Origin of the sequence: Minwuia sp. IMCC3060, from assembly GCF_029909435.1 — a bacterium.
In the GTDB taxonomy this organism is placed as follows: domain Bacteria; phylum Pseudomonadota; class Alphaproteobacteria; order Minwuiales; family Minwuiaceae; genus Minwuia.
Map to the genome: position 1 here is coordinate 3,155,725 of NZ_CP123782.1, position 18,929 is coordinate 3,174,653.

Below are 18,929 nucleotides of genomic sequence, written 5' to 3' on the forward strand. Positions count from 1 at the left end.
GCCCGTGGGGAGCCCGAGCAGATGAACGCGATCTGGCAACCGTTCGACCGTCAATACCAGTCCCTGGGTGTGGCGCCGGATTTCAACATTGATCTGACGCTGCAGTTCGACAACAAGCTGCCGGACTCACTGCTCGACCTCTGGACTTCCCGCTGCACTGCAGGCCAACTGCCGGCACGTCGGGACTTCGACATGGACAGCCTGCGCCCCTATCTCGGCTGGTTGTGCCTGCAGCGCGTCACCCCGGACCGGTCCGACATGGTCCTCTCCCTGGTCGGCACCAACATTGTCCGGAACGTGGGACGCGACTCGACCGGGAAGAAGCTGAGCGAGGTCCTGCCGGAGGGCGTGCGGAACATCTCCATGCAGCTCCTCAGGTATCCACGTCCCCTGCGCCTCTGGGGTCCGGCCGCCTGGCGAAAACGCGAGTTCCTGCGGCACGAGGCCCTGATGCTGCCCCTCGCCCACGATGGCGTCGAAGTGGATCAGGTGATGATACTGGCAATGTTCTACAGCCCTCCCGACACGCCACACCGCACCTGACGGATACGACATGATTCCCGACCGCCGGTCGGCATGGCGAGAACCGGACTGCGACACCGGGTCCGTGGGTTGTGCCGGTCCGGCTCTGGACAAAGCATGCCACCAGGGATAAGGCCGGTCGCGAAAACGGGATGTCCGTCGCGGCTCCTCCACCCAGAACGAGAAGTTGCTGGCCTCCGTCCGATTGAGCGGCGCAGGGCGCACCAGTGAAAAGGCAGACATGAATCGCACCTGGCCCGCCCAAGATTCCCGACTGGAAGCACTTTCCGCCCCACCAGAGTTCTATCTGGACCCCGCACTGGCATTTGATGACCCACTGGTCGCCTCCCTGCTGACCCTCTGGGAAAGCCGGTATGTCGGCGAAAGATTGCCCGCGCGGTCCGATTTCACAGTGACGGAGCTTCAGCCCTACTTCGGATGGCTCTGCCTGCTGCGCGTCAACCCGGACCGGCAGGACCTGGTCTATTCACTGGTCGGCACCCGCATCGTCGATCTGGTCGGTCGGGACAACACCGGCAAGGCCGTGGGCGCGTCCATGCCGTCCTGGGCGCTGGAGACCTACCTGTGCCTCATGGACACCCCCCGGCCAGTCCGGAGCTGGGGCACCGTCAACTGGCGTGGGCGTGACTTCCTGAAACAGGAATCCCTGATGCTGCCGCTGGCCACCGATGGCCGGACAGTTGACCAGTTCCTGACCATCATGACCGTCCGCTGAGACGTCGGACCCGTCCCGCAGCCACGCATTCTGTATCTGCGCGCCCGGTTCAGGCATCATGGTCCTGACCGTTCGCCGCAGGAGGGAGTGACCGATGAAGCCAGCCTTGAGGATCGGCGTCGCCTATGACTTCCGCAATCCACCGGATTCCGGCATCGCCAACCCGGATCTCTATGCCTCGATCATGGATCAGGTGGCCTGGCTGGATACGCTGGGGCTCGACCTCGCCTGGTTCACCGAGCATCACTTCCTCGACGACGGCTACCTGCCGTCGTGGATTCCGGTTGCGGCGGCCATGGCGGCACGCACGAAGCATGTGCGCCTGTCGTCGGACATCTGCCTGATGCCGTTCCAGAACCCGGTACGGCTGGCCGAGGATCTGGCCGTGATCGACAACATCAGCAACGGACGGGTGGAGATCGGCATCGGCATGGGCTACGCGCCGCACGAGTTCCGCGGCTTCGGCATTCCCGTGAAGCAGAGGGTGTCACGCACGGAGGAAGGGATCGCGGTCCTGCAGCACTGCTTCTCCGGCGAGACGTTCAGTTTCACCGGCAAGCGGTTCCAGTTCGAGGATGTGGTGATCAAGCCGGGTTTCGTGCAGCCGGGTGGCCCGCCGCTCTGGATCGCCGCCATGTCGGAGGCCGGCGCCCGTCGCGCTGCCCGTTTCGGCACCAACCTGCTGCCCCAGGGCACGCGGGCAGAGGTGCTGGACCCCTGGCGGGAAGACATGACGGCAAAGGGCATTGACCCGGACACCCGGCGCATCGGCATCATCCGCTCCTGCCTCGTCACCGACGACCCGGAACGCGACTGGCCCGCCGTGAAACGCGCGGAACGCTATCGCATGGAAGTCTACCTGCGCTTCAACCGCGAATCCGGGGACGGCCTGTCCAGCACGACCGATGTCGGCCGCATTCCCCAAAGCTGGGTAGTCGGCGACGTGGACCATTGCGTTCGCGAACTGACCGCCTTCGTGACCGAGTTCGGCATCACCGACCTGGTCACCTGGGCCGTCCCGCCCGGCATGACCACCGACCAGATGAACCCGCACCTGGAGAAGTTCGTGAAGGAAGTCGCGCCCCGGCTGAAGGCGGCGGTGGGCTGAATTACCCCCACAGATCCGCAGTCGCCGGACTGACGGTCGAACCGTCGAAGGTCAGGCCCGGTTCGCGGTCCTGTTTCAGCATCAGGGGGCCGTCGACATCGACGAAGTCCGCGCCCTGCGCCACCAGCAGGGCCGGGGCCATGGCGAGGCTGGTGGCGACCATGCAGCCGACCATGACCTGGAACCCCTGTGCCCGGGCGGCGTCGCGCAGGCGCAGCGCCTCGGTCAGGCCGCCGGTCTTGTCCAGCTTGATGTTGACGATGTCGTAGCGGCCCCGCAGCGCGTCCAGGCTGTCGGTGGCGTGGCAGCTCTCGTCGGCACAGATCGGCACCGCCCGGCTGACCGTGCCCAGCGCGGCGTCGTCACCGGCACGCAGGGGCTGTTCGATCATCCGCACGTCCAGTTGGGCAAAGGCGGCGAAGAGGTCATTCAGCTGGTCGGGCTTCCAGCCCTCATTGGCATCCACGACGAGGATCGAATCCGGGGCTGCCTCCCGAACGGCACGGGCGCGCACCACATCGCCGTCCGGATTGCCGAGCTTCAGTTTCAGCAGCGGGCGATGCGCCTCCCGCGCCGCGACTTCCGCCATCTTCTCCGGATCGTCCAGGGTGACGGTGAAAGCGGTGGTGACGGGTCCCGGTGCGGGCAGGCCTGCCAGTTCATGCACGGGCTTTCCGGCCAGCTTCGCCTCCAGATCCCACAGCGCGCAATCGACCGCATTGCGGGCCGCGCCCGCGATCATCAGCTCCAGCAGGGCGTGCCGGTCGGCGCCGCCTTCGATGGCCTTCTGCGCCTCCGAAATCTGCTTCTCCACCTTCTCGAAGGTCTCGCCATAGCGCCGATAGGGCACGCATTCACCCCGCCCCGTGACGCCGTCCTGGGTCACCTGGGCAACCAGCACCTCGGCGGTGGTCTTGGTCCCGCGGGAGATGCGGAAGGTGCCCCGGATCGGCCAGACCTCCCGCTGAAACGAAAGCTGCCTCACGCCAGCGCGTCCACCAGCACGGCAACGCCGGTCCGCACCGGATCGACGGTCGGCAGGCCATGCTGGTCGGCGATCATCTTCAGGCAGTCGGCGGCCTCGGCCTCCGGCAATGCGCTGGTGTTCACGGCGATGCCGATGCAGCGGGCGTCCGGGTTGGTCAGGTGCGCCGCCTCCACATGCGCCCGGATGCAGGCGTCGATGGCCGGAATCGGATGTTCCACGTTGCGCATCTTCCGCCGGGTCGGCTCATGGCAGAGCACCAGCGCATCGGGCTGGGAGCCGTGTATCAGCCCCATGGTCACCCCGGCGAAGGAGGGATGAAACAGCGATCCCTGCCCCTCCATGATGTCCCAGTGGTCCGGGTCGTTGGCCGGACCCAGCACCTCCGCCGCGCCGGAAATGAAGTCGGCGACCACCGCGTCAACCGAAATGCCGGAACCGGCGATGAAGATTCCGGTCTGGCCCGTGGCGCGAAAATCCGCCTTCCAGCCCCGCGCCTGCATCTCGGCAGCGATGGCGAGGGAGGTGTACATCTTGCCGACGGAGCAGTCGGTGCCCACGGTCAGCAGCCGCTTGCCCTGACGTTTCGTGCCCTTGCCGGTGGGCAGGCTGCCTGTCGGATGGCGCACATCGAACAGGGCGCGGCCCGTGCGTCGCGCCGCCGCCGCCACCTGCGGCTGCGCGGCGAGCCGCATGTGCAGGCCGGAGGCCACATCCATACCGCTCTCCAGCGCCTCGACGATGGCTGCCACCCAGTGATCGGGCAGGACGCCACCGGGATTGACCGCGCCGATCACCAGTGTGGCCGCCCCCGCCTGCCGCCCTTCGGCCACGGTCATGTCGGAGAGGCCCAGATCGGCCTTGCAGTCGGGAAAGCGCACCTGGCCGATGCAGTCGTCACGGCGCCAGTGGACCACCCCCGTGGCCGTCTTGGCGGCAAGCTGGTCATGCACGTCGCCCAGAAACATCAGGTAAGGGGCGCGGATCTCGATGTTGGCGGTGCTCATTGCTGCTGTGCCTCCTGTGACTGCATCGCGGCCAGTTCAGCCTTCAGCCGGTCCATTTCGTCGGCGGCAAGCTGCACGAATGACTCCTCGTTCCAACGCCGATAATTGCCCAGCGCATAGGCCAGCGCGTTCTCGTAATACATGAACGCATTCATGCGGTTGGCGAGATAGTTGTTGCGTGTCGCCTTCACCACGGCAGGCACGCCGACGACGATGGAATTGGGGGGCACCACCTGGTTCTCCCGCACGAAGGCATTCTGCCCGACGATGCAGTTGTCGCCCACCACCGCCCCGTCCATGACCGTCGCATTGATGCCGACCAGCACGTTGTCGCCCAGCTGGCAGCCATGGATGATCGCATGATGGGTGATCGAGCAGTCCTGCCCGATGATGGAGCTGGTATGGGACCCCACGTGCACCATGCAGAAATCCTGAATGTTGGTGCGCTTGCCGATGACGATGTCGCGTACTTCCGCGCGCATGGCGACATAGGCCCAGACGGACGCCTGTTCCTCGATCGTCACCTTGCCGAAGATGCGCGCGGACTCGTCGATGTAGGCCGGATTGTTGAGCGTGACATCAGGACCGAAGATCGGCATGTCCCAGTTTCCTCCCCAGAGGGCGGATCAATCCCGCCCCGTCAGTGATCGAATTCAGGCCGGTGGAATTCCGGCCGCGACAGGTCGGCGTCCAGCGCCGCCCCGTCTGTCTGTCGCGATGTGCGCCGCGACAGGGTAACGGCCCTGCGCTGATAGTACAGTGCGCGCTGGCGCTCGTAGTGGTTCTCGCCATTGCGTATGGCTTCCTCGGCGGGATAGGCGATCATGCGGTCCGACAGTTCCTCCACGGTACCGTGGACGATACGGCCCGGCACCCGGGTGACCAGCGCGAAGGGGTCCGCCGCCTCCGCCGCCGCATAGCCGAACGCGTCACGCAGGTTGGTCGGCCCCAGCACCGGCAGCACCAGATAGGGACCCGGCGGAACACCATAGCTGTGCAGCGTCTGCCCGAAGTCGGCGTTGTGCGGCTCCCACCCGAACCACATGTCGGCAACATCGAACAGGCCCCCCAGGCCCAGCGTCGTGTTCAGTGCGAAACGCCCCACCGACAGGCTGGCCTGCGTGAACTCGCCCTGCAGGATGTCGTTCACGAAGATGATCGGTTCGCTGTAGTTGTGGACCGCATTGGCGATGCTGGTCTGGACCGGGTCCGGTGCCTTGTCCAGCAACCAGGCCGCAGGACGCAGCACCACCAGGTCCACCGCCTGATTGAAGCTGTAGAAAAGCAGGTTCATGGGCTGCAGCGGATCCCAGGGCTGCTCCACAGCCACGAGCGGGGGCAGTTCGGCTGAACGCTTCGGCCCGGTCCCCGATGCTGGCCCGGCCCCGACCGATGGCAGCGGGGCATCCGAAACGGCAACCGCCGGGCCGGTGCGGAACCGGTCGAGGGCAGGCTGGTTGTACCAGAAGCCGACCGTATCCGCGCCCTGCGCGAACGCAGGCTGTGGCGGTGTCGGCGGCGTACCGGCGGCGGCGCGAATCTCCGTGCCGAAGCCCGGGAAACTGCCACCCACCGCGCGGCTGATCTGTCCCCGCGCCTCCGGCATCTGCTCCGAGAGATAGCCGACGATCGCAGCGGCGCGCGACGGGTTGCCTGCCGCGTTGATCACCGCGACGGAGGCGACATGTTCATTGCCGGGTCTGAGATCGCTGAAAGCCGGGTTTTCCCGCGCCTCCGCATTGCGTGCCCGGGCCTCCGCAACACCATGGTCGAGGCGCTGTCTCAGGTCGGGCGGCAGATCCGCCTGTGCATTGGCGGTTCCGAGCAGAAGCAGCAACCCGCACAGGACAAGCAGCCCACGACGAAGCAACTGCCACGCCACGGACGTCACTGGGTCACCGCCGTGGAAGGCGGGACAGGCACGAAGGTATCGGCGAACCGTACTGCGGCGGCAACATCCATGATCCCCAGCTTCTGTTTCAGGTCTTCGGCCATGGCGAGAGCATCAGGGTAATCCTGGCGGGCGGCAAGCAATGCGAAGCCCAGCGCCGTGACGGGATCTGCCGCGACCCCCTCCCCCATCACGAGGCGTCGGGCATAGTGATCCTGTCCCCCGGCGTGACCGTGACGCGCCGCGCGCCCGAACCAGTCCGCGGCGGCGACCGGATCAGCCGTCACACCCTGACCGTCGCGATAGATCTTGCCCATGTTGTATTCCGCCTGTGGCAGCCCGGCGTCCGCTGCCCGACGCAGCAGTTCAAGCGCCCTGGCCTCATCCTGCGGCACGCCGACACCCATCAGGTACATCTTGCCAAGGGTATAGGTCGCCCTGGGCAGACCGGATGCTGCGGCCTGCTCCAGCCGCGCGCGGGCGGCCTCCAGACGGGCGGGATCTCCCTCCGCCTGTTCGAGTTCCATCAAGGCGAGATTGTGGGCCGCGATCAGCAGGCCCTGATCCGCCGCAGCGGCCCAGAGCTCGGCCGCGCGCGCGGTATCCTGCGCAACACCCTCGCCGGAATCATAGAGTGTTCCCAGATTGAACTGCGCGGCGGCATTGCCGTCATCGGCCAGGTCCTGCCAGATCTGCCGTGCGCGCTCGAAATCACCGTCACGATAGGCATTCAGCCCGTCGGCAACCGTTTCCGCCATGGCAGATGGTGCCAAGGCGATGACCAGCAGCACCCAGCAAAGAACGCGGCGGACACTACTCCGCCAGGCCGCTCCGATCTGCATCCGAACCCTCCGTCAGTCGACGAGGGAAACTGTCACATACTGGAGGCCGGGCGCAACTCATGAACGTTCTCGGCTGCCTTGCCGGATACGCGGAGATGACGCGGTGAGGTGCTGGGCTTCGCCATGCCGCCTGCCATGGTGGTTTCCAGCCCCCAGGGGGACGTCATCAGCCATTCGGTCAGGTCATCGGCAGGAAGCGGACGTGCCATGTAGTAGCCCTGCGCGAAATCACAGCCGACCTCGCCCAGTGTGCGCAGGGTCTGCTCATCCTCGACCCCTTCGGCCACCACGGTCATGCCGAGGTTGTGGCCGAGTTCGATCAGGGACGAGACGATCACCCAGTCGTCCGGCGATGTGGCCATGCCGATGACGAAGGACTTGTCGACCTTCAGTTCCTCGACCGGCAGGCGCCGGATGTAGGAAAGGCAGGTATAGCCCGTGCCGAAATCGTCGATGGAGATGCGAATGCCCAGATTGTCGAGCTGGTTCAGCGTTGCCGTCGCGCGGTCGACGTCCAGGATGATCGCGCTCTCCGTGATCTCCAGCACCAGCTTGGTCGGATCGGAGGACCACTTGCGCATCATGTCCTGCACCTGGGCCGGGAAACGGGCGTCCTGCAGGGTCTTGGCCGACAGGTTGACCGCGACGGTGAGGTCGATGCCCTCCGCCCGCCAGGCCGCCTGCTGGGCCAGCGTGTGGTTCAGCACATGCATGGTCAGCTTGTCGATCAGCCCGGCATCCTCGGCCAGCGGGATGAAGTCGTCGGGGAAGACCATGCCGCGGTCTGGATGACGCCAGCGAACCAGTGCCTCGACACCATGGATCTGCTGCTTGCGCATGTTGATCTTGGGCTGGAAGGTCATGAACAACTGGCGGTCGCCATCGTTCAGGGCGTGCTTGAATTCCTCGACCAGGGGACGGCCCTTGTCCTGATCATGGTGGCGGCCCGCGACATGGACCGCGAATCTCTGGTTGTCACGCCGACCGTCCCGCATGGCGTTCTCCGCGCGCACCAGCAGGGTCGATCCCTTGGTGCCGTGGGTCGGATACAGCGCGATGCCGATCCGCATGCCGATACTGAACGTGTGGTCATGCAGCTCGAACGGCATGTCGAGCGCGGCGATGATCTTGGCCGCCGCGCGCTCGGCCCCTTCCTGGGTGGCGCCGGTGGGCAGGATGACACCGAATTCGTCATCGCCCAGACGCGCCAGCGTGTCGGAGCGGCGCAGGGCGGAACTGATCCGCTCCGACACCGCACGCAGCAACTGGTCACCGACATGGTGACCCATCTCGCCATTGATGCGATTGAAGCCATTGATGTTGCAGGTCAGGATCGCCAGCGGTGTCCGCTGCCTGTCACCCAGGGACAGGGCCTGGTCGAGGCGGTCGAAGAACAGCGAGCGGTTCGGCAGATCGGTCAGATGATCGTGCAGCACGTTGTGGACGCGCTGTGCCTCCGCCAGGCTCAGTGCCCGCTCGGTGCGGGCGGACCGGGACGCGTTCCAGATCGCACGCACGACACGGTCGATGCTCAGGTCCCTGCCGGTGATGCAGTCAGCCACATTGGCACGCATCAGTTCCACCATCTCCGAGGACGAGAGACCGTCCGCGACCACGATGATCGGCAGGTTGATGGCCTTGTCGAGCAGGCGATTGCGCAACGCCTTCGGCGCGTCGGCGTCGGTTCCCATGTCCAGCAGGATGCAGTCGAACTGATCCGCCTCGGCGGCCTGAACCGCCTCTTCCAATGAGGCGACCCTGTGACCGACGACCGTGGTGCCGCCGACACTCAACCTGGGTGCTATCTCATCGAGGCGACCGTGGCCGGAAGACACGGTCAGAACCTGAAAACGACCATTGTGCATACTGCTGCCCCTGGGCATGAAAACTCCTGCACGGCCTTCTGCCATGTCCACGATCCGCAGCTTGCTCCCGTAACCGGAAAGCCTGGTTCTGCAAGGGACCGGCTCCCAGTAGTACCTATGACCTGTAAATATCCCCTTAATCAGGTAACCCTTCCGGCGTGCCTTGTCCGACCGGTCTCAGTAGGTACTTTCCCACTTAAGGTACTTGTACCGGTCGCCGGAGGTCACGGTGACCTTGTGAAATCCGCCCTGGCGTCCCAGGGTCAATGGCACCGCGACACCGGGATTGCCCATCGTCCAGACCTTTCGGTACATTTCCGCCATGGTCCGGACCCGTTCGCCGTCGACTTCCAGCACGATATCTCCAGGTCGCAGTCCTGCGGCCTCCGACGGGCCATCGACGGCGACGTATGTAACCACAACATACCCCCTCTGATCGTCGGTGAAGATGCCAAGCCACGGACGTTCCGAGGCCACGCCGCGCCCCGCGGTCAGCATGTCGCCCAGCACCGGCTTCAGGGAATCTATCGGAACGAACATGTTGCCCGGACGGCGCGAGGGCCTGCGTCGCGCATCAGGCACGAACAGCGAGCCGACACCCAGCAACTGCCCTTCAGGACCGAACAGTGCCGCCCCCTGCCAGGCCGGCACCGGAGGCATCGTGAACAGCGCATCCTCCAGCAGATACTCCCAGTAGGCGCTGAAATCCCGGATGTCAGCCACGGCGACGGGCCAGGCGGCTTCCTGTCCGCCATGACCGGCCACCAGGGCAGGCGCTTCCCGCGACAGTCCGGACGAATTTCCCAGCCGTGCGGCGGGTCGGCGCAGTGATTTCCGGGCGCGCAGAAGGCCGAGCCCGGTCGCGTGATCGTAGGCGACAACATCGGCGGCGACCGGGTTCCCGTCGATGTCGGTGACGGTCGCGGCCATCGCCTCGAGAATCAGATAGCCGATGGTCAGGACCAGCCCGGAATCATCGACAACGATTCCGGTACCTTCGCGCTCGGTGCCCAGTGCCTGCGCCGTCCGGCCATCGGGCGCGATTTCCGTGTTCACCCGAACAAGACTGTCCAGTGCCCGCAGTAACGGCGTATCGTCGGCCCTGGCACTCCCGGGACTGCTCAGGACCGTTGCAAGGATCAGAAGGACAAGGCAGTGAAACATTGCACGCATGATCGGATCTCCCTTGCGGTTCAGCCTACGCCTGGCGACGCCGTGCAGCCAGCCTCCCTGCATCACGAGAAAGCGACCGCACCATGACCCAGCCACCACCCGCGCGTCCGGGGGATGCGATCGCGGACGTCGATACCCCTGCCCTTCTGGTCGATCTGGACGCGTTCGAGCGCAATCTGCAGCGCATGCAGCAGCTCGCCGACTCGTCAGGGGTTGGCCTGCGCCCGCACGCCAAGACCCACAAGTCCGTGGATGTGGCGCTGGCACAGATCAGCCTCGGCGCTGTCGGGCAATGCTGTCAGAAGGTGTCGGAAGCCGAAGTGCTGGTGCACGGTGGCATCGGCAACGTGCTGGTCAGCAACCAGATCGTCGGCCCGCGCAAGCTGGAGCGTCTGGCACGGCTGGCCCGCACGGCGACAATGGGCGTCTGCGTGGATGATGCGGCGAACATCGACGACCTCTCCGCCGCCGCAACGCGGATCGGTGTCGGGCTGGACGTCTATCTGGAGATCGATGTGGGCATGGGGCGCTGCGGTGTTGCGCCGGATGCCGGGGCGGTCGCGCTCTGCCGCCGGATCGGTGAGGCGCCGGGACTGCGGTTCGCCGGGATCCAGGCCTATCACGGCAAGGCCCAGCACATCCGGGGCGCGGGGGAACGCGCCGGCGCAATTCGCCATGCAGCCGGGGCGGTGCAGACGATGCTCGATCTGCTGGCAGCGGCCGAGATTGCCTGCCCGACGGTCACCGGGGCGGGTACGGGCACGGCACCCTTCGAGGCCGAATCGGGCCTCTGGACCGAGTTGCAGGCCGGGTCCTATGCCTTCATGGATGCGGACTATGGCCGCAATCTCGACGCCGATGGCGCACCGGACCGGCGGTTCGAACACAGCCTCTTCCTGCTGACCACGATCATGAGCACCGCCCGCGCAGGCACCGCGATCTGCGACGTCGGTCTGAAGTCCACCAGCTTCGAATCCGGCCTGCCGCTGGTCGTGGACCAGCCCGGCGTGACCTATGCCGGTCCATCGGATGAGCATGGCACCCTGCGCCTGGACGGCGGGGCAAGGCTCGACCTGGGGCAGAAGATCCTGCTGATCCCGGGGCATTGCGACCCGACCATCAACCTGCACGACTGGTATGTCGGCCATCGCGGTGGCGTGGTGGAGCGGATCTGGCCCGTCTCCGCCCGTGGCGCATTCTTCTGAAGGAGCCGTTTCGATGAACGCACAGCCAGCCATCCTGACCGTCGCGCCGAACGGCGCGCGCCGCACCACAGGTGACCATGCGGCGCTGCCCGTGCTGCCAGCGACCCTTGCCGAGACCGCGCGTGCCTGCCGCGAGGCAGGCGCGGCGATGATCCACCTGCATGTACGGGATTCGGGCCAGCGCCACAGCCTCGACCCTGAACTGTACCGGCAGGCCACCGCCGCGATCCGGGCAGCCGTGGGCGATGACCTGGTCGTGCAGGCCACCAGCGAGGCGGCGGGAATCTACCAGGCACCGGCACAGCTCGCGGCCATGCGCGCGCTGGTGCCGGAGGCGGTTTCGCTGGGACTGCGGGAGTTCGTGCCGGATGAGACGGATGCGGACGCCGTCGATGCCTTCGCCCGGTTCCTGGCCTTCGCGGCTGAACAGCGGATCATGGTGCAGCACATCCTGTATGACGACGCCGACGTCCGGCGCTTCCAGCGCCTGCGGGCGCGACAGGTCGTGCCGCAGGGGCAGCCGAACGTGCTCTTCGTCCTCGGCCGCTACAGCAAGGATCAGCAGTCGGAACCCGCCGACATCGACCCGTTCCTCGCCGCCATGCGCGCCGCACCGGATCATGCCGGCTGGCTCTGGTCGGTCTGTGCCTTCGGGGCGCAGGAAAGCGCCTGTGCGGCGCGTGCGCTGGAACTCTCGGGCCATGCCCGGGTGGGATTCGAGAACAACATGCAACTGGCCGATGGCAGCATTGCACCCGACAATGCCGCCCTTGTCCGACAGGCCGCGAAAGCCGCGGAAAGCCTGGGTCGCCCGCTCGCCGACCCGGCGACGGCACGCAGGCTCATGACCGGACAGGGCTGAGACAGGACCTTCAAAGCTCATACCCGATGACCATATGGGGTGCTGTCAGACACGTTCAGTATCCATGGAGGTACATGACCATGAGCCGATTTCGCACCACGATGATTGCCGCCCTGGCGTCGGCCGGCGTTCTCGCCGCCAGTTCAGCCGCCTACGCCACCGAGACCGGCAAGGAGACCCGCGAGGAACTGCGCGAGGAACTGCGCGAGGCATGGGCATCTGTCCAGGAATATTCCGTCGAGAAGAAGGATCAGGCCATCGAGAAGGCCGAGGAACTGATCGACGCCCTCGACGAGCGGATCGAGACCCTGAGCGACGAGGCCTCGGATGCCTCCGGCGAAGCCCGTGAGGCACTGGACGAGCGCTTGGTGGAACTGAAGGAACTGCGCGAGGACGCTGCAGAGAAGCTGGAGGAAATGCGAGAGGGCTCGGCTGATCGCTGGGACCGTCTGAAGGCATCCTTCAGCGACGCCGTCGATGCGTTCCAGGAACGCTGGAACGAGGCGACGGAATAGACCTGCGGCGACTTCAGACCGCGTGATCGTGCAGGATCACGATCTGTCCGGACTGATCGTGTCTGGCGGTCTTGCCGTCGGCCAGATGCACGCTGACAATGATCTGGTCGATGGCGTCGCCAGACGTCGTGAAGGGCACGAACATGTTGTCCGATGCCCGCCAGGTATCGGCGAAAAGTACAGGTGATCTGGTCTGGACTGGCGCGCGCGCCTGAACGACAGCCTGGTAGGGGCTGATCATTCGGGAAAATTCCGCACCATAGAGTTCATCGTCGAGCATCAGGCCCGTCGCATTGCGACCGGCGATCTGCACGATGCGGCTGCCCACCAGCCGATAGCGGAACGCCGTGCCGCCCTGCAGCACCTGGACGACCGCCAGAGAAGGCAGCACCGAGACCAGGTCGGCCGGTCTGAATGCAGCGCGATGGGGCAGCCGTCCACCGGCTTCGCGGCGCAGTCTCTGCCACAGATGCAGCAGCGCCAGGCCGTCCGGGTCGAATTCCAGCGACGGGACTGTCCGCCAATAGGAGTCGATATCTGCCAGCGTCAGTGCTTCCGGCCAACGAGGAACTTCAGCCCCTTCGGCCCCACATCCTCGACATGTTCGCAGCCGGCATCCATGACCACGATGTCGCCGGGACCGTAGGAGCGTTCCTCCCCGTTGAAGGTCAGGGTAACGCCGCCCTCGAAGACCATGGCGCGGACGGCGAAGTCATGGGCATGGGCATCATTGTGACAGCCAGGCTCCAGTGACTTGATGCCGACGACCTCATAGCCGTCCCGTGTCAGCCCGGCCTCGAATTCCGCTGTATCCACCATTTGCCTTCATCTCCTGTCATGCGTAGGGAACTGCAACCTTGCCGATCTTCTCCCGAGAGATGATCATCTTCTGGATCTGGGCGGTTCCGTCCCCGATCTGCAGGCCCATGATATCACGAAGCCGCTGCTGGTGCGGCAAATCCATCGCATAGCCCATGTGGCCATGCAGCAGCAGGCACTGGTGCACGGTCTCGAACGCCACCTGCGGCGCGAACCACTTGCACATTGCCGCCTCGGACGTGTGGGGCAGTCCCTGATCCCGCAGCCAGAGCGTCTGGTAACAGATCAGTTCGGCGGCCCGCATCCTGGTCTCCGCCTCGGCCAGCGGCTGGGTCACGCCCTGGTACTTGGCGATCGGATTGCCGAAGGCCTGGCGCTGCTGCACCCATTCCCAGGTTTCCTCCAGCGAGGCACGGGCACAGCCCAGCACCTGCAGGCCGATCAGGGCGCGCGAATAGTCGAACCCGGCCATGACCTCCTTGAACCCCGAGCCCTCCGCCCCGAGGCGCATGTGATCGGGGATCCGCACATTGTCGAAGAAGACCGAGCCACGACCGACCACCCGCGCGCCGGCATCCTCGAACTTCGACGTGGAGACCCCGTCCGCATCCATCGGCACCAGAAAGGCGGTGACACCACGGGCACCGTCATCCGTGCCGCTGGTCCGCGCCGCAACGATGATCCAGTCCGCCTGGGTGGCGCAGGAGATGGAGGTCTTCTCGCCATTCAGGACATAGCCGTCATTGGTGCGATCGGCCTTGCAGATCAGATTGGCGGCGTCCGACCCGCCGCGCGGCTCCGTCAGCCCCAGCGCGATCATGCTTTCGCCACGACAGACAGGCGGCAGGACCTTGCGCCGGACGTCCGGATCAGCATGCCGCGCAACGATGTCGCCCAGCAGCGAGGCGAGCAGCTGCGCATAGGCGACATTCATGTCACCGACCGAGGTCTCCTGCATCAGCAGGCCCGCCGTCACGGCATCGACGCCGGAGCCACCGAACTCGACCGGCAGGTCGGCGCCCAGCAGCCCGACCTCTCCCATGGACGTCAGCAACCCGTCCTCGAATCCGTCCTGACTCTCGCGGGACTGGTAACGCGGTGCCAGATGATCCGCACTGTATCGCCGCGCCGTGTCCCGGAACGCTTCCTGTTCCTCGGTAAACCCAAATTGCATCCTGAAGACCCTCCCCGGTCATATGCTCACGTGCATTGAAGATAGACTGACGCTCCGCCATGCTGTCCGCAATACTGCGGAGAAAGATGCTTGCCCCAGATGCGCCTGACACGACCGAAGGAACTGACCGAGACCCTGGACCTGCTGGCCACCCGTCAATGGCATGTGCTGGCCGGGGGCACTGATCTCTACCCGGCGCATGTGGAACGACCTTTCAGACACCCGCTGCTGGACATTTCCGGCATTTCCGGACTGCGCGGCATCGAGCCTGCCGATACCGGCTGGCGGATCGGGGCCACCACCACATGGACCGAAATCGTGCGCGCCGACCTGCCGCCTGCCTTCGATGCGCTGAAGGCCGCGGCGCGCGAAGTCGGCTCGATCCAGATCCAGAACGCCGCCACGGTCGCGGGCAACCTGTGCAATGCCTCGCCTGCTGCCGACGGTGTGCCACCGCTGCTGATCCTCGACACGACGGTCGAACTGGCCTCCGCCGCGCGCGGGACGCGGCAGGTGCCACTGTGCGACTTCATCCAGGGCAATCGACAGACGGACCTGAAGCCGGACGAGATGATGGTGGCCCTGCATGTTCCGTCGGAAAGTGCGACGGGGCGCAGCAGTTTCGTGAAGCTGGGCAGCCGCCGCTATCTCGTCATTTCCATCGCCATGGTCGCCGCACGGCTGGCGGATGGCGAGGCCGCCGTCGCTGTCGGTTCGTGCTCCGTCGTGGCCCGCCGCATGGCCGGTCTGGAGCAGGCCCTTGCCGGGCGCGACCCAGCGGAACCATGGGAGAAATGCGTGAGCCCGGAGCATTTCGCCGATCTGACGCCCATTGATGACGTTAGGGCCAGCGCAGGATACCGCCGCGACGCCGCCCGGACCTGCACGATCCGCGCGCTGGAGGAGATCGCATCATGAGCATGGGCGCGGAACTGGCCGGACATGTCGAGGGCGTACGCTTCACGGTCAACGGACAACAGGTGGAGGCAATATCCGATCCGGCGACCCGGCTGACCGCTGTCCTGCGGGAAGAGTTCGCGTTGAAGGGCACCAAGGTCGGTTGCGATGCGGGCGACTGTGGCGCCTGCACGGTGCTGATCGACGGGGCACCCGTCTGTGCCTGCATGACCGCCGTGGCCCAGGTCGAGGGCCGGTCCGTCACGACCGTGGAGGGGCTGGCCGACAATGGCACCATGAGCCGCCTGCAACGCAGCTTCCTCGACCACGGCGCGGCCCAGTGCGGCATCTGCACGCCCGGCATGCTGATGGCGGCGACGGCGTTGCTCGACTCGGTGCCGGAACCGGACGAATTGCAGGTCCAGGATGCGCTCGGCGGCGTGCTCTGCCGCTGCACCGGCTACCGCCGCATCATCGACGCCGTGATGGACGCCGGAACCCGGATCGAGAGCCGTGGCAAGGGGGTCGGCGCAGCCATCCCCCGCCTCGACGGCGTGCCGAAGGTCATGGGGACCGACAGGTTCGGCGATGACGTGGCGGCGGCGGACACCCTGCTGGTGCGCGTCATCCGCAGCCCGTTCCACCGGGCGGGCTTCACGCTGGGCGACCTGAAGGGCTTCGTTGCGGAAACTCCCGGACTGGTCGCCGCGATCACTGCCGAGGACATTCCGGGCCGGAACCTGTTCGGCGTCATCCCGCCCTTCGCCGACCAGCCGGTCTTCGCGACCGGCGGTGAAACACGTTTCAAGGGGGAGGCCGTGGCGGCCCTGGTCGGGGACCGGGAGGTGCTGCTGGATCTCGATCTCGCGGCGGTTCCTGTTTCATGGAGCGAACGCGATCCCTCCATGACGACCGAGACAGCGAAGACGACAGCTCCCATGCACGACAGCCGGTCCGGCAATGTGCTGGTGGAGGGCTTCGTGGCGCGCGGCGACATCGACGGCGCGCTGGCCGGGGCCGCACATGTCGTCAGCGATCACTTCGCCACCGCCTTCGTCGAACATGCCTACATCGAGCCGGAGGCAGGCACCGCCTTCATCCGCGACGACGGGCGCATAGAGATCCAGGCCTGTACCCAGGCCCCGCACATGGACCGGGAAGCCGTCGCGGCGATCATGGGCGTGGCGGAAGACCAGATCGTCATCACGCCGACCGCCGTGGGCGGTGGCTTCGGCTCCAAGATCGATGTCTCGATCCAGCCGATCCTGGCACTGGCGACCCGAATCACGGGCAAGCCCTGCCGCATCTGCTACACGCGCCCGGAATCCATGCGTTCCACCACCAAGCGCCATCCGGCCCGCATGCAGGTGAGTATCGGCGCGGATGCGGAGGGGAAGCTGACGGGGCTGCGCTTCGACGGGGACTTCGATACCGGGGCCTATGCCTCCTGGGGACCGACAGTCGCCAACCGGGTGCCCGTGCATGCCTCCGGCCCCTACAGCACCCCCGCCTATCGCGCGCGCGCCGTCGCGCTGCATACCAATGGCCCGGTCTCCGGCGCGTTCCGGGGCTTTGGCGTGCCGCAGGCGGCAATCGCGCAGGAGACCCTGTTCGACAGGCTGGCGGATGCCTGCGGCATCGACAGACTCGAATTCCGGTTGAGAAACACCCTGCGGGACGGCCAGCCGACCGTCACCGGCCAGAGCTTCCGGACCGGTGTCGGCATCCATGCCTGCCTCTCCGCCCTGCAGGAACCATGGGCGCAGGCGCGCGCGGCGGCGGCGCAATGGAACGGGGACAATCCGGACTCTCCGGTCCGGCGCGGTGTCGGCCTTGGCACCTGCTGGTACGGCTGCGGCAATACCTCCCTGCCCAATCCCTCCACCATCAAGGCCGGGCTGATGGCGGACGGTCGGGTGCGGCTGCATCAGGGTGCCGTCGATATCGGCCAGGGCTCGAATACCGTCATCACCCAGATCTTCGCCGAGGCGCTGGGGGTGCCGACCTCGGCCGTGGACCTGTTCATCGGCAATTCCGATGTCACGCCGGACGCCGGCAAGACCTCCGCCTCCCGCCAGACCTTCGTTTCCGGCAAGGCGGCGATGCTGGCCGGTCTGGCCCTGCGGGAGGCACTGCTGCGCCAGGGCAATGTCAGCGACGCGGCAGAGATTTCCCTGGACCATGGCAAGGTCGTGCTGCGCGACGGTGGTGCCGAGCGACAGGTCGACCCGGCGGTCATGGCGGCGGATGCGGACGGGTTCGTGCTCCGGGTGGCGGAAACCTACGATCCGCCGACGGCGGCGCTGGACGGGAACGGTCAGGGGGAGCCCTATGCGCTCTACGGCTACGGCGCGCAGATGGTGGAACTGGAAGTGGACCGGGAGCTCGGCACCGTGAAGCTGCGCCACATCACGGCGGCCCACGATGTCGGGCGCGCCATCAATCCCCAGCTTGTCCAGGGTCAGATCGAGGGCGGGATCGCACAGGGAATCGGCATGGCGCTGATGGAGGACTATCAGCCCGGTCGGACGGAGAACCTGCACGACTATCTGATCCCGACCATCGGCGACGTGCCGGAGATCGAATCGATCATCATCGAGGTTCCGGATGCCGAAGGCCCCTATGGTGCCAAGGGACTGGGCGAACACGTGCTGATACCGACAGCCCCGGCCATCCTGAACGCCATCCGCGACGCCACCGGCGCCGTCGTGACCACCACCCCGGCCACCCCCGACCGCATCCTCACCGCCATCCGGGCCGCACAGGCATGAAGCGGATCGCGCATTCAACTCGGTCGGTGCATGACAATCTTCCTCCTCCCCCCTGGCGGGGGAGGACCGAGGAGGGGGGGAAGCCCAGGCGCCGCAGGAAAGGCACCCTGTCATGTCAATCCAGCGCGCCCGAAACCTGCGCAAGAACCCAACGCCTGCGGAACGGAAACTCTGGCAGGTCCTTCGCCGACGCCAGATCGCCAGCGTCAGGTTCCGCCGCCAGGTTCCCATTGGCCGCTACATCGCCGACTTCTGCTGTCTCGAGCTACGGATCATCATCGAGGTCGATGGGGGTCAGCATGCCCGGCAGGCGGATGCAGACGAACACCGAACCCGATGGCTCAAGGATCGGGGCTTTGTCGTCATTCGATTCTGGAACAACGACGTGTTGCAGAATCCCGACGGCGTGCTTGCCCGGATATCACACGCCTGTACGACCGCGATCAGCTTGGCAAGGCCCGACGCGGAGTGAGCGCCGGGTTGGTGCCTTGCGGCACCTTCACCCCCTTCCCGACCTTCCCCCATCAAGGGGGAAGGAGAAGAGCTGGGCGACCGGA

Annotated in this window: 19 protein-coding genes; 9 read left to right on the forward strand and 10 right to left on the reverse strand. The window is 66.1% G+C overall.

Features of this window, described 5'->3' with window-relative positions:
* Positions 1 to 21 precede the first annotated feature (21 nt).
* The 3 genes from QGV54_RS14860 to QGV54_RS14870 all read left to right on the forward strand — a co-directional run bounded on the left by QGV54_RS14860 (position 22) and on the right by QGV54_RS14870 (position 2,366).
* Positions 22 to 543 carry a hypothetical protein gene (locus tag QGV54_RS14860; protein WP_281016056.1) on the forward strand — a complete coding sequence of 174 codons (522 nt, stop codon included), beginning with the start codon at positions 22 to 24 and terminating at the stop codon, positions 541 to 543.
* A gap of 220 nt (positions 544 to 763) precedes the next feature.
* A complete protein-coding gene (locus QGV54_RS14865; protein WP_281016055.1) occupies positions 764 to 1,258 on the forward strand; it encodes a PAS domain-containing protein in 495 nt (164 codons plus the stop codon).
* A 94-nt stretch (positions 1,259 to 1,352) separates the two neighbouring features.
* Positions 1,353 to 2,366 carry an LLM class flavin-dependent oxidoreductase gene (locus QGV54_RS14870; protein WP_281016054.1) on the forward strand — a complete coding sequence of 338 codons (1,014 nt, stop codon included), beginning with the start codon at positions 1,353 to 1,355 and terminating at the stop codon, positions 2,364 to 2,366.
* Position 2,367: 1 nt separating this feature from the next.
* On the opposite strand, the gene dgcA is transcribed toward QGV54_RS14870, so the two are convergent.
* From dgcA to QGV54_RS14905, 7 genes are all read right to left on the reverse strand, one after another.
* The gene (gene dgcA / locus QGV54_RS14875; RefSeq protein ID WP_281016053.1) at positions 2,368 to 3,351 is read right to left on the reverse strand and encodes an N-acetyl-D-Glu racemase DgcA; all 984 of its coding nucleotides are present in this window, start codon (positions 3,349 to 3,351) and stop codon (positions 2,368 to 2,370) included.
* The gene (gene dgcN, locus QGV54_RS14880) at positions 3,348 to 4,343 is read right to left on the reverse strand and encodes an N-acetyltransferase DgcN (RefSeq protein ID WP_348637690.1); all 996 of its coding nucleotides are present in this window, start codon (positions 4,341 to 4,343) and stop codon (positions 3,348 to 3,350) included. Before dgcN ends, dgcA begins: the two co-directional genes overlap by 4 nt.
* Positions 4,344 to 4,354: 11 nt before the next feature.
* Positions 4,355 to 4,957, reverse strand: a complete 603-nt coding sequence (locus QGV54_RS14885; protein WP_281016051.1) for a gamma carbonic anhydrase family protein — start codon at positions 4,955 to 4,957, stop codon at positions 4,355 to 4,357.
* A gap of 41 nt (positions 4,958 to 4,998) precedes the next feature.
* Positions 4,999 to 6,249, reverse strand: a complete 1,251-nt coding sequence (locus QGV54_RS14890) for a VacJ family lipoprotein (protein WP_281016050.1) — start codon at positions 6,247 to 6,249, stop codon at positions 4,999 to 5,001.
* Positions 6,246 to 7,091 (reverse strand): tetratricopeptide repeat protein, encoded by an 846-nt coding sequence (locus tag QGV54_RS14895; protein WP_281016049.1) that lies wholly within the window; start codon positions 7,089 to 7,091, stop codon positions 6,246 to 6,248. Before QGV54_RS14895 ends, QGV54_RS14890 begins: the two co-directional genes overlap by 4 nt.
* Before the next feature lie 32 nt (positions 7,092 to 7,123).
* Positions 7,124 to 8,884 carry an EAL domain-containing protein gene (locus QGV54_RS14900; RefSeq protein WP_281016048.1) on the reverse strand — a complete coding sequence of 587 codons (1,761 nt, stop codon included), beginning with the start codon at positions 8,882 to 8,884 and terminating at the stop codon, positions 7,124 to 7,126.
* Between the two features lie 249 nt (positions 8,885 to 9,133).
* Positions 9,134 to 10,129: a S1C family serine protease gene (locus QGV54_RS14905; RefSeq protein WP_281016047.1), complete on the reverse strand. Its 996-nt coding sequence runs from the start codon at positions 10,127 to 10,129 to the stop codon at positions 9,134 to 9,136.
* A gap of 83 nt (positions 10,130 to 10,212) precedes the next feature.
* On the opposite strand from QGV54_RS14905, the gene QGV54_RS14910 reads away from it, so the two are divergent.
* From QGV54_RS14910 to QGV54_RS14920, 3 genes are all read left to right on the forward strand, one after another.
* Entirely contained in the window at positions 10,213 to 11,334 is a 1,122-nt protein-coding gene (locus QGV54_RS14910; protein ID WP_281016046.1) for a DSD1 family PLP-dependent enzyme, read from the forward strand.
* Between the two features lie 13 nt (positions 11,335 to 11,347).
* On the forward strand, positions 11,348 to 12,196 hold the full coding sequence (locus tag QGV54_RS14915) for a 3-keto-5-aminohexanoate cleavage protein (RefSeq protein ID WP_281016045.1): 849 nt from the start codon (positions 11,348 to 11,350) through the stop codon (positions 12,194 to 12,196).
* Positions 12,197 to 12,276: 80 nt separating this feature from the next.
* Complete coding sequence (locus QGV54_RS14920; RefSeq protein ID WP_281019973.1) at positions 12,277 to 12,711, forward strand: hypothetical protein; 435 nt, start codon at positions 12,277 to 12,279, stop codon at positions 12,709 to 12,711.
* A 13-nt stretch (positions 12,712 to 12,724) separates the two neighbouring features.
* Here QGV54_RS14920 and QGV54_RS14925 read toward each other — a convergent pair whose 3' ends face one another.
* Genes QGV54_RS14925 through QGV54_RS14935 form a run of 3 tightly spaced genes read right to left on the reverse strand, consistent with a single transcriptional unit; the run spans position 12,725 to position 14,704 of the window.
* A complete protein-coding gene (locus QGV54_RS14925) occupies positions 12,725 to 13,321 on the reverse strand; it encodes a PAS domain-containing protein (RefSeq protein ID WP_348638790.1) in 597 nt (198 codons plus the stop codon).
* Positions 13,258 to 13,530, reverse strand: coding sequence for a cupin domain-containing protein (locus tag QGV54_RS14930; protein ID WP_281016043.1), 273 nt, complete (start codon positions 13,528 to 13,530; stop codon positions 13,258 to 13,260). The genes QGV54_RS14925 and QGV54_RS14930 overlap by 64 nt, the downstream gene beginning before the upstream one ends.
* A 16-nt stretch (positions 13,531 to 13,546) precedes the next feature.
* On the reverse strand, positions 13,547 to 14,704 hold the full coding sequence (locus QGV54_RS14935; RefSeq protein ID WP_281016042.1) for an acyl-CoA dehydrogenase family protein: 1,158 nt from the start codon (positions 14,702 to 14,704) through the stop codon (positions 13,547 to 13,549).
* A gap of 99 nt (positions 14,705 to 14,803) precedes the next feature.
* On the opposite strand from QGV54_RS14935, the gene QGV54_RS14940 reads away from it, so the two are divergent.
* The 3 genes from QGV54_RS14940 to QGV54_RS14950 all read left to right on the forward strand — a co-directional run bounded on the left by QGV54_RS14940 (position 14,804) and on the right by QGV54_RS14950 (position 18,844).
* Positions 14,804 to 15,622, forward strand: coding sequence for an FAD binding domain-containing protein (locus tag QGV54_RS14940; protein ID WP_281019862.1), 819 nt, complete (start codon positions 14,804 to 14,806; stop codon positions 15,620 to 15,622).
* Entirely contained in the window at positions 15,619 to 18,372 is a 2,754-nt protein-coding gene (locus QGV54_RS14945; protein ID WP_281016041.1) for a molybdopterin cofactor-binding domain-containing protein, read from the forward strand. The genes QGV54_RS14940 and QGV54_RS14945 overlap by 4 nt, the downstream gene beginning before the upstream one ends.
* A gap of 112 nt (positions 18,373 to 18,484) precedes the next feature.
* Positions 18,485 to 18,844: an endonuclease domain-containing protein gene (locus tag QGV54_RS14950; protein ID WP_281016040.1), complete on the forward strand. Its 360-nt coding sequence runs from the start codon at positions 18,485 to 18,487 to the stop codon at positions 18,842 to 18,844.
* The last annotated feature ends 85 nt before the right edge of the window (positions 18,845 to 18,929 follow it).